General features: G+C 35.4%; 12 protein-coding genes and 1 pseudogene. 7 read left to right on the top strand and 6 right to left on the bottom strand.

Annotated features, from left to right (window positions below; translation table 11 throughout):
• Positions 1-168 precede the first annotated feature (168 nt).
• Positions 169-3,141 carry an RNaseH domain-containing protein gene (locus VKJ25_RS13415; protein WP_324237134.1) on the top strand — a complete coding sequence of 991 codons (2,973 nt, stop codon included), beginning with the start codon at positions 169-171 and terminating at the stop codon, positions 3,139-3,141.
• Positions 3,142-3,303: 162 nt separating this feature from the next.
• On the opposite strand, the gene VKJ25_RS13410 is transcribed toward VKJ25_RS13415, so the two are convergent.
• Entirely contained in the window at positions 3,304-7,677 is a 4,374-nt protein-coding gene (locus VKJ25_RS13410) for a tetratricopeptide repeat protein (RefSeq protein ID WP_324237133.1), read from the bottom strand.
• Between the two features lie 656 nt (positions 7,678-8,333).
• Between VKJ25_RS13410 and surE the strand changes: the two genes are divergently transcribed.
• From surE to VKJ25_RS13395, 3 genes are all read left to right on the top strand, one after another.
• Positions 8,334-9,038, top strand: coding sequence for a 5'/3'-nucleotidase SurE (surE, locus tag VKJ25_RS13405; RefSeq protein WP_324237132.1), 705 nt, complete (start codon positions 8,334-8,336; stop codon positions 9,036-9,038).
• 542 nt (positions 9,039-9,580) lie between these two features.
• Positions 9,581-9,787 (top strand): hypothetical protein, encoded by a 207-nt coding sequence (locus VKJ25_RS13400; RefSeq protein WP_324237131.1) that lies wholly within the window; start codon positions 9,581-9,583, stop codon positions 9,785-9,787.
• A gap of 711 nt (positions 9,788-10,498) precedes the next feature.
• Complete coding sequence (locus tag VKJ25_RS13395) at positions 10,499-10,729, top strand: hypothetical protein (protein WP_324237130.1); 231 nt, start codon at positions 10,499-10,501, stop codon at positions 10,727-10,729.
• A 1,324-nt stretch (positions 10,730-12,053) separates the two neighbouring features.
• Here VKJ25_RS13395 and VKJ25_RS13390 read toward each other — a convergent pair.
• Complete coding sequence (locus VKJ25_RS13390; RefSeq protein ID WP_324237129.1) at positions 12,054-14,591, bottom strand: BamA/TamA family outer membrane protein; 2,538 nt, start codon at positions 14,589-14,591, stop codon at positions 12,054-12,056.
• Between the two features lie 66 nt (positions 14,592-14,657).
• A complete protein-coding gene (gene purC / locus VKJ25_RS13385) occupies positions 14,658-15,398 on the bottom strand; it encodes a phosphoribosylaminoimidazolesuccinocarboxamide synthase (RefSeq protein WP_324237128.1) in 741 nt (246 codons plus the stop codon).
• A gap of 409 nt (positions 15,399-15,807) precedes the next feature.
• Between purC and VKJ25_RS13380 the strand changes: the two genes are divergently transcribed.
• Both VKJ25_RS13380 and VKJ25_RS13375 read left to right on the top strand, forming a co-directional pair.
• Entirely contained in the window at positions 15,808-16,182 is a 375-nt protein-coding gene (locus tag VKJ25_RS13380; RefSeq protein ID WP_324237127.1) for an SH3 domain-containing protein, read from the top strand.
• A gap of 440 nt (positions 16,183-16,622) precedes the next feature.
• Entirely contained in the window at positions 16,623-17,501 is an 879-nt protein-coding gene (locus VKJ25_RS13375; RefSeq protein WP_324237126.1) for a hypothetical protein, read from the top strand.
• A 425-nt stretch (positions 17,502-17,926) separates the two neighbouring features.
• Here the strand turns inward: VKJ25_RS13375 and VKJ25_RS13370 are convergent, their stop codons facing one another.
• The 3 genes and pseudogenes from VKJ25_RS13370 to VKJ25_RS13365 all read right to left on the bottom strand — a co-directional run bounded on the left by VKJ25_RS13370 (position 17,927) and on the right by VKJ25_RS13365 (position 20,244).
• Positions 17,927-19,042 carry an FG-GAP-like repeat-containing protein gene (locus tag VKJ25_RS13370; protein ID WP_324237125.1) on the bottom strand — a complete coding sequence of 372 codons (1,116 nt, stop codon included), beginning with the start codon at positions 19,040-19,042 and terminating at the stop codon, positions 17,927-17,929.
• A gap of 15 nt (positions 19,043-19,057) precedes the next feature.
• Positions 19,058-19,144 (bottom strand): annotated as a pseudogene (locus VKJ25_RS24640) (hypothetical protein); the annotation flags it as partial.
• 20 nt (positions 19,145-19,164) lie between these two features.
• On the bottom strand, positions 19,165-20,244 hold the full coding sequence (locus VKJ25_RS13365) for a DUF4347 domain-containing protein (RefSeq protein WP_324237124.1): 1,080 nt from the start codon (positions 20,242-20,244) through the stop codon (positions 19,165-19,167).
• Positions 20,245-21,060: 816 nt separating this feature from the next.
• Here VKJ25_RS13365 and VKJ25_RS13360 point away from each other — a divergent pair.
• Positions 21,061-22,464, top strand: a complete 1,404-nt coding sequence (locus tag VKJ25_RS13360; protein ID WP_324237123.1) for a helix-turn-helix domain-containing protein — start codon at positions 21,061-21,063, stop codon at positions 22,462-22,464.
• Positions 22,465-22,788: the final 324 nt, after the last annotated feature.

Genomic DNA, 22,788 nt, shown 5'->3' with positions numbered 1-22,788 from the left:
TTTTTGATTCTATATATAGTACATCTCCTGTAAGTCAGAGCAGAGAAAAATCAAACATCCATATAGCAAAGACTGGCAATATAGCTGCTGCACTTGCTCCACCTTTCATATTCTTCCGTGGAAGCAGAACGGATGTTTAGAACACTACTTTCATAGAACAAAATCATTATGAGTGACAAAAAAATCTTACAAGAATTAATTTATAGTTTCGATATTAAAGAAACATTGCCTATCTGGTATACATCCTTTCCAGAGGAATTGTTCAATAATCTAAATCAGATTTATCAGAAAATTAAGAAAAAAAATAGACGTGCTACAGGAGAAAATTTCATTCCTGTAGCATCATTAAATGATACTATTCGTGCATCTAGTGGTGTGTTATCAACAGGTAGAGGTATAGCTAAGGAAGAAAATGAAATTTTGAGGCAATATTGGTTAATGTCTAATGGAGAACCGATAGATAGTGAGTCTATAAAATTAGTTTTATTATCTTGGTTAAGTGTAGAGTTTAGCAACCGAGAAAATTTTTCAGATGAAGATTATGAGCTACTTCAAGAAGGATTAGAATCAATAGAACCATCCCAAAAAATTAATTTAATAGACCTTCCTTTTGAGAAGAATAGTTTATCTTGGAAACTAGCTGTAGCTGATGCGATCGCTGTAAAAATTGTTAATTATTCTCAAAATGAACCAATACTTATTGGTAGAGAAAAATACAAGTTTATTAAGTCACCAAATCCAGGAGAAATACAAGAATGGCCTCCTAAACCACAACAGCTAAAAAATAGTCAATTAAAAGGTTTAAGTAGTTTATGTTTGAACTTTAAAGTTGGTTTCCGTTATTTTGATTCAACGCCCAAGATTTATATTCATCCCTCAATACGACGTTATATTACTGAACCTTTTGAACCTAAGTATAATTGTGCTGCTAGTTTACATATTCAAGCACCTGCAAATTACTGGAAAAAAACACTTCCATTTAATAGAAGTTTACAGGCAGTTAGTTTAATTAAGCGAGATGGAGAATATATCTTTAGAAACAAAGTTTTAGATGTTTTAAACGGTTTGGAGGAAGGAAACAATTTAACTCCCGAACCGGATAAAATTATTTCAGCTATTCCACAACATGGAATTATTCCTGAACAACTTAATGCTGGAAATTTGACAGTTTTAGTTTTAAAAACAACAACATTACTAAAACCAACTAGAATGGAAATTCCTAAAGAAGGTTTATTTTCTCATGATAAACGTTTGATTTTTGATTTGTTCAAAAAATTCCCTGAATTTGAACCAACAAATTCATTAAGTGAGTGCGATGTTAAAGTTTCTAGGAATAAAAATCATTTAACTGAAGTAAATCCATTAAGACAATTTGCACAACAAAATAAATCTATAAATATTTTAGTATCAATCCCTGAACAGTTTAATAGATTATATAAAAAAGTTGAAAAGGGATTTGATGAATTAAAAAATGAAGTCTATAAAGAAAGTCAAGTTAAACTTCCTATCAATATTATTCGGGCATCTGAGGATTTAGCAAATATCTTTGTTAGCTCCTGTCAGCAAAATGACAAGGAAAAAATAAGTAGTAGGGAAACAGAAATTATGGAGATGATTAAAGCAGTAGAAAATGAATATAACTGTTCATTTGACTGTGCTTTAATTGCCATTCAAGGTGCCGATTATCCTGAATACAAAAATGGCAGAAATGACCCTAAAACAATTAATACTAAAATTCTATCTAAACTTGATATAGTTAGTCAGTTTATTGTCACGTCATACGACGAAATAAGACGCAATAAAAAGACTGGTGAAGAGAAAATTATAGAGGAAAAAGATGTCCAAATAGTAAGTCGTGTTAATAATGCAATTAGTGACTTAATGAGACAGTTAGATATTCCTTGTCACAAAAAATTTGAAATTGTTAAACTGACAAATCAAGAAGTATTAAATGCGCCAGAGAATCTATTAATTGTCAGCTTTTTTGTTCTGAGGATAACAGGCAAAACTGCATCTAATAATGTTGCTAAACTTATGCCAGTCATAACACAAATAAATAATGACACTGGAAAAATTTCTCTTCTTTTGATGAATGCTAATAAAAATAAAAAAGATAATCAAGATAATACAAATTGGTTATCAGTTAAAGAAGCACAAATTTTATTGGCATCAGACGATTTAGAATATGTAGAATTGAAAGATAATCAAAAAGAGAAAGCTTTACAAAAAGTGCGCACTTTTTTTGTAGAAAATCTGAAAAATTTGTGCGAAAACTCTAGCAAGAATGTGCTTTTAGTTGTACAAGAAGACAATATTAGACAAGTAATTCCTAATTTATCTACAGAAAAATGTTGTTTAGATGAATTACCTTTTGTTCCGACTGGTTCAAAATCTGTTTTTGATAATCTGAGAATAGTTATTGTCAAAAGTAGCACTCAAGAAGTATCTACAGCATATAAAATTTGGAAAGAGAAAAGAAACCCTATTATTATTGATAGAGAATTATATCCAGGTTATGCAAGTGCAGAACTTTATCCAGTTAATAATTTCATTTACATAAGTCTAGGAGACCGTGGAGTTGTTCAACACAACGCTAATTTTTCCAAGCTTGATGACTCTTTTAAAGAAGTAAAATATGATGAAACTTGGAAGGATGAAAATGATCAAAAGAAGCTCAAAAATTATCCTGGGAGTAAGTCTTGGAAAGAGGTAATAGATAACTTGGAGAAATATTCATCTGAACCTTATAAAATGGGAACAGATTATGCAAATGGTTGTAAATATCAAACTGATAAAGTCGTTCTCATCTCAGCTCAAAAAATTAAAGACGGAAAAACCATTTATTATGAACAACTTCCTAATAAGTGGTCGCAGAGACCACATCAAGGAACACCTGTGGAACTTATTGTACAGAAAGTGCCAACAGACGAATCTCATCTACGAGAAGGATGGGCACGAGTTGTACATGAATTAAGATCGGACTCTATTCAGTATGAGTATTCTTTAAAAGTTCCAATAATACTAGATATTCCCAGAAAGCTGGTAGATTACTTTAGGTTATCTGATGCAAATATTGTTAGGAGTGATTCTGATTACCAGCATCAACAAGAAACGAATGGAGTTACACCTGAGTTAGATTAACAGGGCTTATGCAGAAACCGGGTTTATGAAAGAATTTCGTGGTTTTAACGACAATATCAGAGCGATAAACCCGGTTTCTTGGTTGCGCGTGTGATCAGTCCCGATCAAAAAGTATAAAATCCAGGTTTGTATTAAATACCTCTAAAGACCAATATTATCTCATCAACCTGGTTTGCTATTAAAGTCCGGATCAAGATTATTAAAATAACCAGTAAATCTTGGTGATTTTCTTTGGTCTCGACTCCTAAATAATCTTGACTCTTGATTCCTGATTTCCACTTTCTCAATTAAAGCGCTCATATTTTTGTATTCTTGTGGTTTTGCTTGTTGCTGGTAAATATCTACTGCTTTCTGTAAATCATTAATAGCTTCTTTTAATTGTCCTAATTGAATATATCCTTCGCTACGCAAACGATAAGCTTGAGGAATATTAGGATTAATACTCAAAGCACTGGTTTGATCCTGAACTGCTTGGGTATAGTTGTTTAACTTATAATAAACTCGACCTCGATTCATATAACTGTCAATATTTTGGGGAGACAGTCTTAATGATTCATTGTAGTCTAAAATGGCTTGCTCTAAATCTCCCATCTCAGTGTGAATTAAGCCTAAATTGTAGTAAGCTAAAGCATAGTTGGGAGCAATTTCTAGCACTGTATGACAATCAGCGATCGCTTTGGAGAAATCTTCTAATCTCAAATATGCTAAAGCTCGATTATTCAGAGCTGAAATGTGCTTAGGATTAATGCGTAGAATTTCTCCAAAGTCTCTTATTGCTCCCTGAAAATCTCTTGTTTTCAGGCGACAATTTCCCAAATTATTGTATGCTTCAGCGTAGTTAGGATTAATTTCTATAGCTTTTTCTAAAAGTTTTATTGCTCCTGAATACCCTAGATTAAATTTCGTATAACCTAGATTATTATAAGCATCAGCATAATGGGAGTTAATTTGTATAGCTGTTTCAAAGTTTCTGATAGCAGCTAAAATATCTCCTGTTCTCAGATACACAACACCCAAATCGTTATAAGCTTGATAATATTCATGCTTATAGGTGATCGCCACCTCAAAGTCATATCTTGCACCATCAAAATTAGACAGACTAAGTTTCGTATTACCTCGATGATAATAAGCTTCTGCATTTTTAGGTTGCAGTTGCACTGCGTAGTCTAAGTCATCTAGGGCGCCTAAATGATCGTCAAGTTCAAAACGAACTCTACCTCGTCTAATGTAAGCATCTGCATACTTAGGACGAATCTTGATAACTTCATTAAAATCAGCTAGTGAACCTTCATTATCTTTATACATACGACGAATTATAGCTCGCTTATAGATAGGTTCAGGATCTTGCGGATTAAGTTTAATAGCTTCATCAAAGTCCGCAGTTGCTCCTTTGAGATCCCTCATGTCACATTTAACAATACCTCGTTGGGTATAAGCATCTGCTGCTTGAGGATTGAGTTGTAATACTTTTGTCAAGTCATCAATTGCATTTTGATTATTTCCATGAAAACGATGAGCAACACCTCGGTTATAATAAATTTCTGGTTTATGGGGATTAAGTGTTATAGCTTGATTATAATTTACTATAGCTTCTTGGTGGTCTCCTGCTTTAAAATAAGCTACTCCTAAGTTTTGGTAGATTTGATAGTCTCGAAAACCTGATTCCAGAGCTTGGGAAAAAACTTTTATAGCCAGATTAAACTCTCCTAGTTCTACATAAGCTGCTCCTAAATTATAATAACTTTGAACATGTTCGGGTTCTATTTCTAATGCTCTTTTAAAATTTTTGGCTGCTTCTTTTAGGTTTCCCATTTCCGCCAGAATAATAGCTTTATTCTGATATAACAGATGATTATTTGACTCTAAAACTAGAGCGCGATTATAGTCTTCTAGAGCGCCATTATAATCTTTGTTTTTTAGCTTAAATAATCCTCGTTTATACAGTATATTGATTGCTTCTTGGCGACATTTTTCAGCTTCTTCGTCCATACCAACTGATTCATACCGACTAATAGCTTCTTCCCATCGGTTTCTCTTTTGATATTCTCTAGCTCTGCAAAATATTGCTTTGTCTGGCATTTTGGCTACCTCATATTCAAGGGCAGCTTTTAACCATTCTTCCTTTTCTTCTAATTCCATAGCAGAATATTCTGCTTTTTTTTCGGGAACATTCATCCAGCAACGTTTAGCATTAGCAAAATTTGAAACTTCTTCCCATTTTTTAGCTGCTTCTGACCATTTTGAACTTGATTCTAGTTGATAAGCTTCACAAATTTTTTCGTGATTATATTCCCCAATGTTTGCCCAACATATTCCTGCTTCTTGCCACTTTTCTAATTTTTCAAATAAAACTGCTGCTTCTTGCCATTCTGTTAACTCAAGTAAAATTTCTACTGCTTCATTATAAAGTTGTTTTTGAATTAATAATTTAGCTTCAGTGTGTTTTTCTAAAGTTATATCCCCAGATTTACTAAAGCATTCTTTTGCTTGTTGATAAAATTCGGCTTTGAGATAATATTCTCCTTGTTTACGCCATGTTTCTAAACTAGGTTCTATACGATCACTTGTAACTAATTCGGGAATTATTGACTGAAATAAACCTATTAATTCTGATTCTTGCCAAAGTTGACTAAGTTTAGATTCCCAAATATTTAATATTCTACTGGCACGGGTAATTGCTACATAAAGTAAGTTTAATTCTAGTTGAAGTTGTGGTTTTTCTTTTTCTTTTAGTACCCCACCCCGTATTGCTTTACCCCAAAGTTTTGCTTGTGTCTGAAAAAAATCTACGATAAAAACTGTATCAAATTCTAATCCTTTTATTTCTTCTATTGTAAAAACAAAACTGGAATTTAGTTCAGCTCTAATTTTTTCTTTATCTGATTCTTTTCTAACTAAAATAGCATCGCCAGGACTTATGGATGTTTCTTTTAATATTCTTACTAATGTTTGATTATCTGCGGAAATTAGTCTAGCTGGTTGACCATAAAAACTATTAGTTTTTGAATAATAGATTGTCGGTTCTGCTAAATATCTAGAACGTAATTTTAGTAGTTGATTCGCTAATTTTACTAAACTACCTACACTCCGAAAGTTAAATTTCAGAGTTTGTTCATCTACTGTTCTATCTGGATAAAATTTATCTTTTAGAGTTTCCCATCGAAAACCACTAGGACTAATCATTTGATAGGAATCTCCCGCAAAAAACAAATTTCCACTAGGAGAAGCTAAATCAAATAATAATTTTAACTGTATTTCTGTTAAATCTTGTACTTCATCACAAACAATTAAATCATATTGTTCAATAGCATCTTTTTTGATTAATCTCAGCACTTCTCTGACTAAATCTATTTCATCATACAATCTTTCTTTTTCTAGCTTTTTTTGATACCATTCCGCTATTTTATATATTTCTTTTCTCTGCTTAACATACATTGATGTTATGCTATTTTTACTGATTTTTTGATATTCTTTTTCTGATAAAATACTTCGTGTAATTTCTAGTTGTTTACCCTTAATCATACCTCTAATTTCTTCCCAAACTAAAGTTGTTGAATATTGTTTTCTACTAGGATGGGCTTTGTACATTTCCGAGAATACTTGATAGTTTACTTCATCTTGAGAAGAATAATTTATTTGACAATTACTGAGAATTTCTAAACATAGTTTTTGCAGATTTTTAAATTCAAAAACTATTTTATTTGTTGAGTCTTGGGATTCTGATTCTAATTCTAATGGACTATTCGTAGTTAGTATTTTCTGGAATTGTTCTTCAGCATTATTAACTAGCAAATTGTTATAGGCAATATATAAACGTTTCCCTAAATTACTACCTGGTTTTTTTTGCAGCATTCTATATAATGCGATGGTAGTTTTTCCTGTACCTGCACTACCATTTAATAATAAATTTCCTGACAATTTAGCTAATTTATATTCTTCTGGCGTTAGCTTTAAAGGTAAATCTGTATTTTGCTCAATAATCGCTTTTTGCCATTCTGTTTCTGACTCTAATACTCGCCACTCAACATTTCCTAATAACTCGTCATCTGTGAAATCTGAATTTATTTCTAAATCTAAAGCTTTTGCTGCTTCAATATTCGCTTCTTCTGCTGATGAATATGATACATTTTCATCTGCATCATCATCTTGAATTTGGAAACTTTTCGTCTCTACAATTAATTCAAATTCTGTTGTTTCTAGCCATTCATAATCAGGTTTTTTTTGTCTGGCTTTAGCACGTCGCGATACATCATCATGGTCTAAACAAATATCTTGAATTACTAAATAAACTTCTGTTTCTCCTGTTTCTGGTCGTTGTGATTTATCGTATGTGAAAATTAAGCGACTAGCACTATTAATTCTAGCTTCCCATACTCTTTTGTTTATTCCTTTGAGCTTTTTTACCCGCAGTCCACTATTAAATTTTTGCTGCTTCAATCTTTGAATACATTCCCAAACTTTCTTTTGTAAATTACTTTCTACCTCTTTGCGGAGAAACTCTACTATATCAGGGTGTAAAACTGCGGGTAATAACATACACTGACTTTCCAATTTTTATCTTTGAATTTATTAGTAAGCATTCAGCCTTCAGCTTTCAACTATTAGCTTTAGAGCATAAATTTCACAAATAATATCAAATTCAGTAATATTGGTACAATTCAATATTGTAGAGGTTTGATCTCCAAACCTTACCAATATTTAAGTTTTTGCCAATATTAATTTTATTCTCCAAAAGTGGATTTGATATTAATAGCTGAATGCTTACATTTATAAATATTTCAATATAATACTATTTTTCATAATAATCAACCTAATTATACTCAAGACTTACACAAAGGTACTATATATAAATAGATCTGAAAAACTATTGCGTATGGGGTTTTAAGCACTATATCTAGGGTGGCTGCGTAAGTCCTGATAGTAACTTTAGTTGAGAGAGGGAACAGGGAAAAGGAAAGGAATAACCAGAAGTCAATAGAATATATAATTAATTTTGCTTACGTACTTATTAGATATTTCCAAAAATTCAAAATATAATCAATTCTTATCCATAAAGAATCAATTAATCATCTCTTTTTCCCCATAACTGTTCCCTGTTCCCTCTTTTCTGAAGATGTCTATTACTTTTAATACATACCAAAGATATATTATATGGTAAAAAAACGTTAACTAAGTTTAAACTATTAAAGAATATGACATTTATTTTGACGAATGATGATGGAATTAATGCTCCTGGAATTAAAGCACTTTGGGAGGCTCTCAATAATGCTGATTTACTTCTAGGCTCTCTCGACAAAAGTATTATTGTTGCTCCCCAAGGACAATTATCTGGCTGTGGACATCAAATTACTACTAATAGTCCGATAAATGTCCAGCGTCTCTCTGAAACCGAGTATGCGATCGCAGGTACACCAGCAGATTGCACAAGAATTGCATTATCACATATAAGTCAAAATGTCAAATGGGTAATTTCTGGTATTAACTCAGGTGGTAATATGGGTATAGATGTTTATATATCGGGAACAGTAGCAGCAGTAAGAGAAGCAGCATTTCATAGAATTCCAGGAATAGCTTTGTCTCAATATCGTCAAGGAAAAAAGCCTGTGGACTGGCCAAGAGTAACTCGTTTGGCCCAAATAGTATTAACAGATTTACTTAACCGCCCCATTGAACCAGGAGCTTTTTGGAACGTAAATTTCCCCTATTTAGAAGCAGAAGCACCAGACCCAAAAATGATATTTTGCCAACCATCTACCCAACCATTACCAGTAGCTTATCAGGTAGAAGGAGAAGATTTTTATTATACAGGGAAATATGATGAACGCGACCGTACTCCAGGAACAGATGTAGATGTTTGCTTTGCTGGTAATATTGCCATTACCAAGATTCAACTTTAGGAACTCCTCACCCTTCTCAGACTCCCCAAACAAAGAAGTGTGGAAAGTATAGAGAATAAAGAGCGAAAAGTCATATTTTGCAGAGGGTTGGGAGACCAAACCCCTACCCCTGTGAAATAACCCCACCTCCCCATCACCTCATCCCCTACCTAATTTTATAGATTCAGTTAGGAGTTCTACAGTGCCTTTGTATAAGTCCTAAAAATTTAAGCTGACCACTGTTTGCGTACCATTCCGCAGAAAATGCTAACTGCGGAATGCTTACACATTTTTTTTGATATTAAATTAAGCAAATCCTATATTATAACCCTTTTTAAGTATTTTTAGTAGAAATGCTTTTTTTGTAACATTATTTTTGAGAATTTTCCTGCCATTCTAACTTCTTTAATCTTGCTATAACTTAAATTTTCTATATAAATGATCCAGACTTTTCTTTTGTAATGCTACTTAGGAAAACATGATTTAAGCATAGTTGTATAGTTTCCGGATTCTAAACACGAAATGTGAATAGGAAAACACACACTATTACTAATGTTTAAATCATGGCTAAGTGCATAGTTTCAATCATTCTTACCACTTCTGTATTAACTGGACTCAATATAATTTCAGCAGTTAAGAGTAATTTCATAGCTCAAAAACAATTACAATTTGATCAACAAGAGTCATGGGAACTTCTAATTGCTCAGACAGATGAAACGGAGCAGGATATTACACCAGGTCAAACTCGTGGAGACGAACAACAGGAATAAAAAAGAATTAATTCGAGCAATCTTTACTAACTTAACTATAATTGGGAGCATCTACTAATTTTGACTTTGATTTAAGGGACTAAGTAGAAAATCACATTATTTATGCGATCGTAGTCACAGCATAGAGTAACTAAATCTCGAACTAATAATTAATATATCTTGTACTAATTTTGACTTTAGTTTAAGGGACTAAGCAAAAAATCACATTATTTATGTGATCGTAGTCACGGCATATAGGAACTAAATCTTAAACTAATAATTAATATCTACATAAGATCATCCATACTAATTGGAGCAATCTTGACTGACCTAACTATCTTGGGTGCATCTGCTCATTTCGACTTCGATTTAACAGATCACTAAAAAATCACATTATTGATGTGATCATTATCACTGCAAAGACTACCTAAATTTTTGAACAATAATTGGTGTCTTCTGACAAAAATATTACACCAGGTCAAGAAGGTAGAGACCAACAACCGCAGTAAAAATAGACCATCCATAGTAATTGGATAGATTTTTACTAATCTAACTATCTTGGGTACATCTACTAATTTCTTTCGTTTTTGATTTAACAGATAACTAAAAAATCACATTATTGATGTGATCGTTATCACTGCAAATATCCACTAAAATCTCAAACTAATAATTCATATCTTTCACCACATACAAACTCTGAACAGGAGAAAATACACTATTAATGTTTAAATCATGTCTAAATACATAGCCTCACTTATTTTTATGGTTCTTGCTAGCTCTGTATCAACAGAAATCAATATGATTTCAGGAATTAAGAGTAATTTTACAGCTCAAAAACAATTACAATTTGGTCAACAAGACTCATGGGAAGTTCTAATTGCTCAGATTGATGAAACTGCTCAGATAGAAAGGGATGACGAAAATATTACACCAGGTCAAGAACGTACAGATCAACAACGGTAATATAAAGTAAACCATCCATAGTAATTGGATCAATCTTTACTGACCTAACTATCTTGGCTACATCTACTAATTTCGAGTTTGATTTAATAGATTGCTAGAGAATCACATTATTTATGTGATAGCGATCACTGCAAAAACTAGCTAAATCTGAAACAAACAATTGATATCTTTCACCACATACAAACTCTGAATAGGAGAAAATACACTATTAGTGTTTAAATTATGTCTAAATCCTATATTTTGTATAACAGATTATAGTATGTAATCGGGGTCAAAAGTCATAATTTCCTACGGAATGCTTAGCAAACAGGAGAAAGTCATAGTAATCAACAATTAAGTCAGTGTTGATACTGAAAATTTTCCTGAGAATTTGACGAATAAATAAAGTTAGATAGAGATAATTTATACAGTATAAATACTGACCCAAGCACTACTCTTCATGATTTTGGTGCTACAACTTTGAGTACTGAATGTGGGATAAATCATTTGTACTAATTGGATAAATTTTTGCTCACCTAAAACTTTTGACTTCTAGACTATAGCTGCTATAACATAAGCAGGACTTACGCAAAGGCACTATATATAGAGCCTTGGTGCCTTTGCATATGTAGTAACGCACCCTACATATAGCGTCCATGAGTAAGTCCTCATAAGTTTTAAGCAAAAAAAATTAGGTTTCAAGCCTTCTCTTTTTCAAGGGAAGAAAAAATAAAATTATCCATTCCCCATCTGAAATAACCATCTTGGGTGCATCTACTAATTTTGTTCCCATAGCATTAGCATTTCATCAATAAACAATCTTAAATCTGCTTAATTGCTTAATTAATTTTCTATAGAAAACTTTTTACTGTTTAGCTATACTAAATTGTTCTAAATTTTTTGCCCTTTTAACTCCTCAATTATATAACCTACATTCCGCATCATATAATGTAGTATAAAGTTAGGAGAAAGTCATATTAGTCACCAATTAAGTCAGTATTTACGCTGACAATTTTCCTGAGAATTTGACGAATCAAAAAAATTAAATAGAGATAATTAATACAGTATAAATACTGATTAAAGCACCATAAAAAAGGGATGTTGTCAGCATCCCTACAAGATTATCATTTTTTTGTGGCTGATTGAAATAAAAACCTTAGTTAAAGATTTTGTCTCAGATATCTGCTGCTTCATCAAACTGATACAAAGCGTCACATAACCTAAAACATTGATGTGTAGGGACATTGCATAAGAACGTCCCTACCGTCAGTGGTTACTCATGCACAGGTATTCACGGTTATTTGCTCCATAACGCTGACGCGAAACGACGACCACACCTCTAATATTAGAAACGCTCACCAATACCAAAGTGAAAACGACTATCACCCTCATCATTAATAGCATAATCAATTCTAATCGGACCGAGAGGAGACTGTACCCGAATACCAGCACCATAACCTATGCCATTTCCTGGTTTTTGCCGGACACCTCCAGGATTACCAATAACAGAACTTTGACTACCAAGTGATGTTGCAGCATCAACAAATAAAGCACCACCAAAAACCTTGAATATAGGAAAGCGATACTCAACACTTGCTAACAGAAAAGAACGAGCTGCTGCCAGGGAACCATCTTCATACCCACGGACTGTGTTACTACCACCTAATGGAAAAGCCTCATAAGGAGGTAAGTCTCCTGTGATATGACCTCCTTGTAAGTTCACTGCTAAAACTTCAGGTCCATCAGTAAACTGAGTAAAATCTACTGGCATAAAATAACTGTAATTAGCTCGTAAACGATTGAAAAAAATCGATCCTGAACCTACAGGAAGAGACTGTTCTGTACTCAACCTTAGTAAACTACCAGAAGTAGTTTGTCGAGGATTATCCCGTTGATCGTTGACAATACCAAATTGAACAGTAAATAGATCATCTTTACCAGAATCATCAACAGTCGTTTTATTACCTAATTCATCCCTTGGTTGAACTGCACCATCTGCATCCTGAATTTCTACCTGTTCATATTTTAATCCCAAAGAAGCAGTCCACTGTGGATCGACAAAGGGATTAGGAATAAACGGACGAGTGAAACTAACGCCACCTCCTGTCCGCACAACCCTTGGTCTGTCACCGTTCTCACCATCCGAAGGCAAATCGACATCCCGCTGACCAGCATCTTCATCAGAATCAAAAATCACTGAAATAGATCGCCGTCTGAAAGCATTAACCGTGTAGGATAGTCGATTATCAGTGCCACCAACCCAAGGATCTGTAAAACTAACATCCGCTAAAAATATGCGTTCACCAACCTGAAACTCAGCACCTAACTTTTGATTATTACCACCAATATTTTGCTGTTGATAACTTACTGTACCGAACAACCCACTTGCAGAACTAATACCACCACCAAGTGCTACAGAACCTGTACTTTTCTCTACAATATTCACAGTTACAACTGCTTTGTTAGGATCGTCTGGTGCTGGTTCTAACCCCAATCTCACATCTTCAAAAATTCCTAACCCAAACACTCTTCTAATATCTTTTTCTGCTGTCTCTCGCTTAAATACATCCCCTGGTTGCAACTCAATTTCTCTGGTGATTATATATTCACGGGTATTACCTTCGATTTCGTTACCTTCTTCATCGACTGTTTCGCCGTCTGCATTCACGAAACGCACCTGAATATCTTTAATTTCTCCCTCTGCAACTTCTAAGGTGACAGTACCATCATCAGCAACTTGGGGCGCACCGATCACTTGTCCGAGAACATAACCATTATCTTGATACCACTGGTTAACCTGTTCAACGCCTTTTTCTAAAACATTTAGATTCAGAGTTTCCCCATATTGCTTGCCGAATATTCTCTCGGTTTCACTCTCAGGAAAGACTTGCGCTCCTTCTACTATTACAGCAGTCAATACAGGGTTGGGTGTGACTTCAAAAGTAATTCTTACACCCAGGGGAGTATCTTCTGGTATTGCTCTCACGTTTTGAAAGAAACCAGTGGCAAAGATAGCGTTAATGTCTTGTTGTAGTTGAGAGCGAGTAGTTGTGCGTCCTGGTTGAGTACCGACGACTTGGTAAATTTGATCTAGGAGTTCAGGATCATTTACTCCACTAACAAAAACTTCAGCGACTAATACTAGGGGTTCTTGTTCTCCTGGGGAAGTTTGTGCTTGTTCTGATGAAGGGGCAGTATATTCTTTTAATTCTGTTGAAGTAGGTTTGATATTGCTATTTGGTTTTACCAGTTCATCTTCATTAGGAATCGTCGAAATAAATTGTTTATTAATAGAAGGTTCCGACTTAATTTCTGTTGATTTTGCCAAAAGTAAATTCTGAGAATTTTCCTTCTGATTGACAATTATTTCTGGATTAGGAATCGTCGAAATAAATTGTTTATTAATAGAAGGTTCCGACTTACTTTCTGTTGATTTTGCCAAAAGTAAATTCTGAGAATTTTCCTTCTCATTGACAATTATTTCTGGATTAGGAATCGTCGAAATAAATTGTTTATTAACTGATGGTTCAGATTTAATTTCTGTTGATTTTGCCAAAAGTAAATTCTGAGAATTTTCCTTCTGATTGACAATTATTTCTGGATTAGGAATCGTCGAAATAAATTGTTTATTAACTGATGGTTCAGATTTAATTTCTGTTGATTTTGCCAAAAGTAAATTCTGATTGATCGGGAACCGTGAACTTTCACTCTCATTCACAGACTTGGCAGAAGAAAATTGAGTAAACCCTGTTTTTGAAATAACTGATACAGAACTTAAATCATTATCTATATCAGTTTCTGATATTTGAGCATTACCAGACTTTGAGATGCCAAAAGTTGATGAAACAGCAAAAATGGCCACTAAAAACGGAGACAAGCGCATATTATTACATCCCGTAAAATCCACAAAGCAGTGAAATTTTCATATAAATTGTAAGATATTACAATATTAAGGGGTATTTGAACCTTGATGAGCTAAAATTCTTTCCAAAACCTGTTGATATGCATTTTCTACATTGCCAAGATCGCGACGAAATCTGTCTTTGTCCATAACTCGCTGGTTTGGGTCAGCTTGAGATAAGTCCCAAAGTCGGCAGCTATCTGGACTTATTTCATCCGCGAGAATTAAATTTTCATCCTTATCTAGGCCAAATTCGATTTTAAAGTCCACAAGGGTAATTTGACATTGGTTAAATAAATTTGTCAGCAAATCATTAATTTTCAAAGTCAAGGTTCGGATTTGGTCTAATTGTTCTGGGGTAGCTAACTCTAATAATAAAAGGCGATCGCGTGTTAGAAGTGGGTCTTGCAAATCGTCATTTTTGTAACAATATTCTACTAAGGGAAATTTCAAAATAGTTCCTTCCGTTAATCCAGTTTGTCGGCAAAGACTACCAGCAGCAATATTTCTGACAATAACTTCTATGGGTAAAATTTTTACCCTTCGGACTCGCATTTGATCTGATTGAGGACAGTCGATAAAATGAGTAGGTATATTATTCGCTTTCAATATTTGAAAAATATAACTAGAAATAGTACAGTTAATCTTGCCTTTTCCTATTATTTTGCCTTTTTTCTGAGCATTAAAAGCTGTCGCATCATCCTTAAAATAAGTTAGTAATATTTCTGGGTCGTTTGTGGTATAAAGAATTTTAGCTTTACCTTCATAGATTTTTTGATTAGATAACATAAGACTTTTTAACTAGAGAATAAAGTATAAATTGATGAGCAATAATTATATAAGTATAAGCATTTCCTGCGGAATGCGCTCCCATTCAGCAAACCCTATTTAAGAGCTGAAAATGACTTTAAATAAATATAACCTTTCAAGTCGGTTTTGATAGTAAGATTCAATTTACCTCAACAAAGCCAAGCTTTTATCTTATCTCAAACTAAAATAAATAGTTGACCGCTAATTGCTTACAAAATCACTCTTCTCTGTGCTTATCATAATATTAGTTTAATGTCAATATTTTCAGGGCAATTTTTATAGTTGTTAATGAAATAAAATTAATATTAAATGTTTTACCTTAGACAATATTTTCTGAGAAGATGAACCAGATATCAGAAGTTCTCAAATCCTAGTGGAGAAATAGAAAATGAAACGGATGATAACTTGGACGAAATCTGCAGCAATGAGTACCTTATTATCTATTGCTGCTGTTTCTAGTATTAGTCTTAGTTCTATAGCAGCAGGATCATCTGCAAAGACTCTTATTGTTGATGAGTCAGTAACTACAGTTCCTACTCAAACTCAAGGAGAAGAGCAACTCGCTCATACATATCATGGTAAGTGTCGTCGAGTAGCAACTCGTTATAAAAATTTACGAGTGAGAACACATCCTTGGGGTAAGATTGTCGGCAGATTACATCGAGGTACTCGTGTTCGTGTAATTGCTTACCACGGGGATTGGGCAAAAATTTCACATCCTTGTTACGGTTATGTATCTGCTCATTATTTGAGACATTGTTAGAAGTATAATAAACACTAAGAAAGGCGGTAGAAAATATCCCCCCAACCCCCCTTTGAAAGGGGGGCAGAAAGAAAAAATCAAGAGAGGACATACAAAAGTTTTTCATCAACTAATTATCGGGATTCTATATCAACCCGGTTTCTGCGTAAGTCATATAGCTATAAGAAATTATTTGTGAGAAAAAACTGTAGGGGTTTGGTCTCCAAAGCCAAGTTCCGAAAGATTTGCAAACCAAACCCCTAAGATAAAATCTGACAACCTATTTAGTAGGACTGCTATATGATGTTTTATAAACAGGACTTACGCAAATCCTTAGATAAAACGCTATCTGTAGAGGGCAAATGCCATTTGCCCCTACTAGATATGGTGCTTGGTGCATAAGTCCTGATAAGGTAGAGTGCATCTGCTTGATAACTGATAATTGAAAAAAGGAGTTAAAAATGAGCGATTCAATTAAAGAATTACTAGATGAACTACCTAGTGATAATCTCACAGTCAAAACACTCAATGCCCTAGATTTTGTAGTTCCTGGTGAGTGGGAAAATGTAGTAGGTTTTAACCAAACTATTGAAGTAGTCACAGGAGAGTCGGATGCCGACAGAATTTTAGAGATCGGCAACAAAGCGATCCAGCTATACAATGACGGGGATAATGGATATCAGGGAGCTATGTGGTATTATAACCTAGTTGATAATGTAGATGGCGCTCTGGCAGCAGCAGCTATGGCCGAAATAGTTAGTGAAAAAATCCCCTTTTTAAGCTTTTTGGGCGCCTTAACTCCCAAAGCTGATACAACTCAATCTGTTGACTTGTGCCTAAAAATTGTTGCAGAATTGATAGCTTATAGTAAACTCAATGGTTTGCCTATTCTTAATCCTGGAGAATTTGTGACCAACCTGGCAGAGGAGTATCATGGTCCATCTCTAATGCGAATGGCAGGTTTGGTTTGTATTGATGGTTTGTTGCCTTTGGGTCCAGATTTTCTGCAAAAAGTACAAGATACCCTTGATGGAGAGGGTGAAAGCGCTTTTGCGGATAATCCTGTTTTTGGTGCAGTTAGCGATGCCATTCCTGGAGATGACAAATTTGGCTTTATTACTGAAAGTTTCGGAGCAGTTCAGGGATGGATGGATAACTTAGTCGGTTCAGTTGGTTTAACGCCAGAAGGTATTTTTGACAGTATCGGTGGTTTTATCGACTTTTCTGATGACGCTTTAGATGTTGTAGCTGCGTTTATGGATAAGACAACAAATTATTTTCAACATACAGGTACTCAATCTGTAGCTCGGAAGTTGATACAGCAAGCAGCAGAAGAATAATGGATAATGGATAATTGATAATGGATAATTGATAGTTATTTGATTAGCTAACTTTTGTACTAAATAGAAGACTTTTTGGATTCAAAAAGTTTTGTTCCATGGGCATCTTGCCCGTTCCTTTGTCAGTTATCAGTTATCAGTAAATCCGGGATGATTTTAATAGTGTTGTTCCATGGGCATCTTGCCCGTTCCTTTGATCGTGGATAATTGATAATTATTTGATTTCTAATTTTTGTAGCAAGTTGTCAACTTTTTCAATGGAAAAAGTTAGCTTGTTACTTACAGCGGTTTTCCTGCACGGTAAACCACAGTAGGGACGTTGCATAACAAAAATGCTAACGTCCCTACAATATTGATGTATAATGCCAACCCAGAAACCTGGTTTTTCTAAAAAACCGGGTTTTTACTACGTTTCTACTCAACAACTAATTCTGAATCAAGAAGTCGCTCTCTGTTAGATCGGGAGCGCCAGTTAACTTGGCAAACTGCCCGCCACCACCAAAACCTGCATCGCTACCGTTGGGGTTATAATACAAGTTACCACTGGATGATGCATAAACTATTTCGGCGCTGCTACCGGATGCTGCGGAGTTGTTCCTGACTACATCAAATTCACTGTCGTTGCTAAAACCGTCACCTGCTCTGCTGTTTAAGCTTCGGAATGTGGTTTTATCTAAGACTATTGTATCAGTACCTAAGACAAAGTTAGTTATTTTGTCTTGACCAATACTTTTTCTGGTAAATCCTCTGCCAGTGTTATAGATAAATTTGTCAGCACCGCCTCCACCATTGAGTACGTCGTTGCCACTACCGCCAGTTAGTTCATCTTTTCCACTGCCACCAACTAAGGTGTCGTTACCGCTACCGCCTATTAATACATCGTTGCCTCCGTCACCGTTGAGTCGGTCTCGTCCACCGCCGCCATTGAGGGTGTCGTTACCTTTACCGCCAGTTAGGGTGTCGTTTCCTGCTGCACCGTTAAGGATATCTTTTCCTGCTTCTCCTGTGAGGATGTCGTTACCTCCGTTGCCATCTAGGCGATCGTTTCCGCCTCCTCCTAAGATGGTATCGTTACCGCCTTTGCCTCTTAATTTATCTTTGCCACCGAGGCCGTTGATGAAGTTGGCTTTGTTATTGCCGTTGAGGGTGTTGTTTTTGTTGTTACCGATGAGGGATGTGTTTTTGATGACTGAGAGACCAGAAGAGTCTCTGTTCACGATGATATCCAAGTCATTGTCATTGTCAATATCTGCTAAGTGTGTACCTCCGGCTGTGGGAAAATTGATAGGAGAAGCAAATTGAGCATTCCCCTTTCCTAAGAAGACTAGAAGATTATTGCTCGTTTCAACTACCACATCATCAAAACCGTCTTTGTTCAGATCGGCTACACTCATCCAAGTAGGTGCATCACCTGTACCAAGTAAGGTAGGACTACCAAAAGTTCCATTTCCCTTGCCTAATAGAACAGCAATATTGTCTGAGTCTTGGTTAGAGGCAACTAAGTCTATTCTACCATCATTATTAAAATCACCTGCTTCCACATCAAAGGAATTTCCACCTGTATTATATTGAACAGGAGTAGAAAAACCACCAGTGCCATTGCCTAAATAGATGGAAATAAAAGGAGTGAAACTACCATTAATGAATTGAGTAGTGGCAAGGTCTAGGATTGAATCCTGATTAAAATCTTCTGTAGCCGTAAGAATAGCACCTGTTGCTGGAGTTGTAAGCTGACTAAAGCCACCATTACCATCTCCTCTCCTAGTAAGGTAATGATACTATTTCCTATGGATTGGGTTGTAACTACTATATCTAGGTTACTGTCATTGTTAAAATCTTTTACTTGAAGTTCTGTAGGTCCATTTATTCCTGTAAAAGTTTGAGGAGTCAGAAAACCACCGTTACCAGCATTTAAAAACACTGACACACTATCGTCATTAAAATTACCAACGACAATATCGCCAAGGCCATCTTTGTTGAAATCACCTATATTGACACCGTGAGCTGCATCTCCTGCTGGAATAATAAAAGGATTTTCAAAAGTTCCATTACGTCTCCCTGTAAAAATAGAGACATTATCTGATTCAAAATTATTAGCAACAATATCAGGGATGCCATCGTCGTTTAAATTCCCTACATCTAGAAAACCACCTCCACTGCCGCCTGTAGGATAAGTAGTAGCTTGACCAAATGTTGCCAATACTCCCGAATAACTCTCCACTACTTCCGGTAAAAAAGCCAACTCAGAATTAACCTCACCGATCGCCCTATCCAACTCCCAGCTACCATCTAATTCTTTACTCCCCACTCGACGGGTTGATGCAGCGATATTTGCTCCTGTCAACTCATGCAGTCGAGTCAATAAACCATTAACCTTATTCCCAGAAAAACCTGCCACCTGACAAGCAAATAATAAAATATCCTCTACACACCATTCCGCTAATAAATGGGAATATCCTTCCAGAGTAGCAGCAGTAATAGCAGTTTTACCCAAATACAAAATACCCGGTTCGCCGTGACAAACAATTTGTAAATTACGAGCAGAATATTTCGATAAAGCCAAAGTAATCTGAGGAATAGCATCTTCCCCGCTATCTATAATTACAGCCTTAACCCCCGGTTTAACTCCTGTAAGTAACATTTCAGAGTCTTCAACCCTGGAGTCGATCGCCACCAAAGTTTCAGGTAGTGGAGTTACGCAGTCAGCGCCACTGACTGCATAATTATTCGATAAATTCAGCATAGTTTCTTCCATCTATAATCTAACAGGAATTACCCCATCAACACCTTACGCAAAGAAACTGGGTTTCTCAACCGGATTTTTTACGCAATTTATTAGCAATTTTATTTGTAAAAGTCAATATTGTCAGTAAAAAAAAGTTGGATTTAGTAGGTAGTTTATTCTGTTGAGTTTTACCCTACTAAGTAGGAAAAAGTGATATTTTAGTCCAGTAGTGGATTGTTTCATCTTAAATAGTGCATTAGGAAATCAGGCTATGTAGGGGCGGGTTTAACCGTAGGGAGGTTGCATAACAAAAATGCGCTTCATGTCGCGCAGCGATACGTCCGTACAACAAGTTTTCATGGGTTTGTCAGATAAACCCGCCCCCTTGCCGCTGTCCCAGGGGCGGGTTTATGTAAATTTTAGAGTAAGCATGGAAATTTCCTCAAAAACCCGCCCCTACTATTGCACCGTTTTAGATGAAACGTTCCACTACCAATAACTAAGTAGGAAAAAGTTATATTTTCGGACGGGCAGGATGCCCATCTCACTGAATATTCATCTCTTAATGTGGAATGGATGCTAAGAACCCTACTTTTATGCAACAAAGCCATTATTAAGATAAAAATGTTGGAAAAAAGAACATTAATTGTCCTACAGAAATCATCAATTATTTCCCCTTAATTTGTAGGGACGTTCCATGGAACGTCCCTACAAATATGTTGCAACATCCCTACTCCCTTTTTTCTGGAGATATCTAAATTAGTCTTTACCAAGTAGGAAAAAGTAGGATAAAGTAACCTTATCTACTAAATCTACTAAACCCACTCAATTCTCATGGACTTCCAAGAATTATTAACATGGGCAGACCAACAGGTTTTGGCCCACACGGGAAAACCCTTGGATGACTTGCAAAAGTCGATTTTGCGCGGTACCTGGGAGCGTGAAAAATACTCGGATATTGCTAACTCCTATCATTGTACGGAGGTTCATGTTAAAAAGGTGGCTTCTCGATTGTGGAAAACACTCTCACACAGTCTGGACGATGGAGAACAAATAAAGAAATCTAATCTGCGAGCAATGTTCGACAGGTGGCGAGTCTCGAATCTCTCAGTCTTCAGTAGACATATCGGACACATCGGTAATGTCAGTGTCTGCGGAAACACTTCACAACCGTCAGCACTTCCCAAACAGGAACAGACAAATAGTTCTCCTTCCCCAAACAACAGCAAACCCCATATCGATCACTCGGAAGCACCAGACCTAGAATATTGTTGCGATCGCTCCCAGGAACTCGCCACCCTCAAAAATTTACTCCTGGAAAAACGAACTCGCCTCATAGCAATATCGGGAATGAGCGGTATAGGCAAAACAGCGATCGCTCTTGAGTTACTATCAGAAATAGAAGATAAATTCGATTATATAATTTGGCGGAGTTTTCGTAGCGCACCCACCCTAGAAACTACTCTTAAATCTTTAATTCAATTTTTTTCTAATACTCCCCAAAATGGCAAAAACCAAAAACAAGAAGAACAGCTATCTTTACTAATAGAATATTTACGAAATAATCGCTGTTTAATAATATTAGATGACCTCCATCAAATCTTAGAAAAAGAAAAATTAGTTGGTCATTATCAATCGGGATACGAAAACTATAGAAACCTTTTTCAAACCATTGCTGAACTATCCCATAAAAGCTGTCTAATTTTTAACAGTTGGGAATTACCTTTAGAAATAGTCGATTTAAAAAATAAAAATGCCCCCATTTCCTGTTTAAAACTAGAAAACTTAGGAAAAACCGCCAATAAAATATTAGAAAAAGAAGGTTTATTAGATAAAGAAAAATGGTCAGAATTAATCCATATTTATGGAGGCAACCCCCACTGGTTAAAAATTGCAGCCACAGGAATTAAAGACTTATTTGAAGGTAGAGTAGGAGAATATTTGCAATACAAACCTCTATTTTTAGGAGAAGAATTAACTATTATTTTAGAACAACATTTAAGTCGGTTATCTGAGTTAGAAAAACAGATTTTATTACAAATAAGCTCTCAAAAAGAACCTGTTTCCATATCTTGGTTTCGGGAAAATAGCGAGCGCTCCGACTCCGATATTTTCAAGGCCGTTAGGTCTTTAAGAAAGCGATCGCTCCTAGAAAAAATCGAAGACCAAAGTTCAACCTTATTCGCCGTTAAACCAATTTTTCAAGAATATTTATTAGAGCAAAATTTCTCAACTTGATTATAGCTATACCGCTGCACGCAGGGAACAGGGAACACTTAACTGGGAACAGGGAAAATGAATGGCTTATAATATAAGGCTTTTGGCTATTGGAAACCTCCTACAATTTGTAAAAATTAAGTGCGCACATTGCTATACTTTCCGATTTTTTCAGGACTTACGCAAAATGGCAAGTAGGGGCGAACGGCAAGTAGGGGCGGGTTTCACAAGTGAGTTAACGAGTTTTCCAAGTAAGTCAGAGCAACCCGCCCCCTGATGATACAAGCCACCGTCTCAGGGGCGGGTACGGTTCCCGAAAAATCGGGTTTCACAAGTGAGTTAACG

The organism is Okeania sp. (genome assembly GCF_035285525.1).
In the GTDB taxonomy this organism is placed as follows: Bacteria; Cyanobacteriota; Cyanobacteriia; order Cyanobacteriales; family Microcoleaceae; genus Trichodesmium.
Note: the sequence above shows the minus strand (reverse complement) of the source record. Positions and strands in the feature narration are given on the sequence as shown.

Bases quoted from the DNA above. Each gene is read 5' to 3' on its own strand.
- VKJ25_RS13365 (WP_324237124.1), bottom strand. From the start codon at position 20,244: ATGCTGAATTTATCGAATAATTATGCAGTCAGTGGCGCTGACTGCGTA.
- VKJ25_RS13395 (WP_324237130.1), top strand. From the start codon at position 10,499: ATGTCTAAATACATAGCCTCACTTATTTTTATGGTTCTTGCTAGCTCT.
- purC (WP_324237128.1), bottom strand. From the start codon at position 15,398: ATGTTATCTAATCAAAAAATCTATGAAGGTAAAGCTAAAATTCTTTAT.
- VKJ25_RS13400 (WP_324237131.1), top strand. From the start codon at position 9,581: ATGGCTAAGTGCATAGTTTCAATCATTCTTACCACTTCTGTATTAACT.
- VKJ25_RS13380 (WP_324237127.1), top strand. From the start codon at position 15,808: ATGAAACGGATGATAACTTGGACGAAATCTGCAGCAATGAGTACCTTA.
- VKJ25_RS13375 (WP_324237126.1), top strand. From the start codon at position 16,623: ATGAGCGATTCAATTAAAGAATTACTAGATGAACTACCTAGTGATAAT.
- surE (WP_324237132.1), top strand. From the start codon at position 8,334: ATGACATTTATTTTGACGAATGATGATGGAATTAATGCTCCTGGAATT.
- VKJ25_RS13360 (WP_324237123.1), top strand. From the start codon at position 21,061: ATGGACTTCCAAGAATTATTAACATGGGCAGACCAACAGGTTTTGGCC.
- VKJ25_RS13415 (WP_324237134.1), top strand. From the start codon at position 169: ATGAGTGACAAAAAAATCTTACAAGAATTAATTTATAGTTTCGATATT.
- VKJ25_RS13390 (WP_324237129.1), bottom strand. From the start codon at position 14,591: ATGCGCTTGTCTCCGTTTTTAGTGGCCATTTTTGCTGTTTCATCAACT.
- VKJ25_RS13410 (WP_324237133.1), bottom strand. From the start codon at position 7,677: ATGTTATTACCCGCAGTTTTACACCCTGATATAGTAGAGTTTCTCCGC.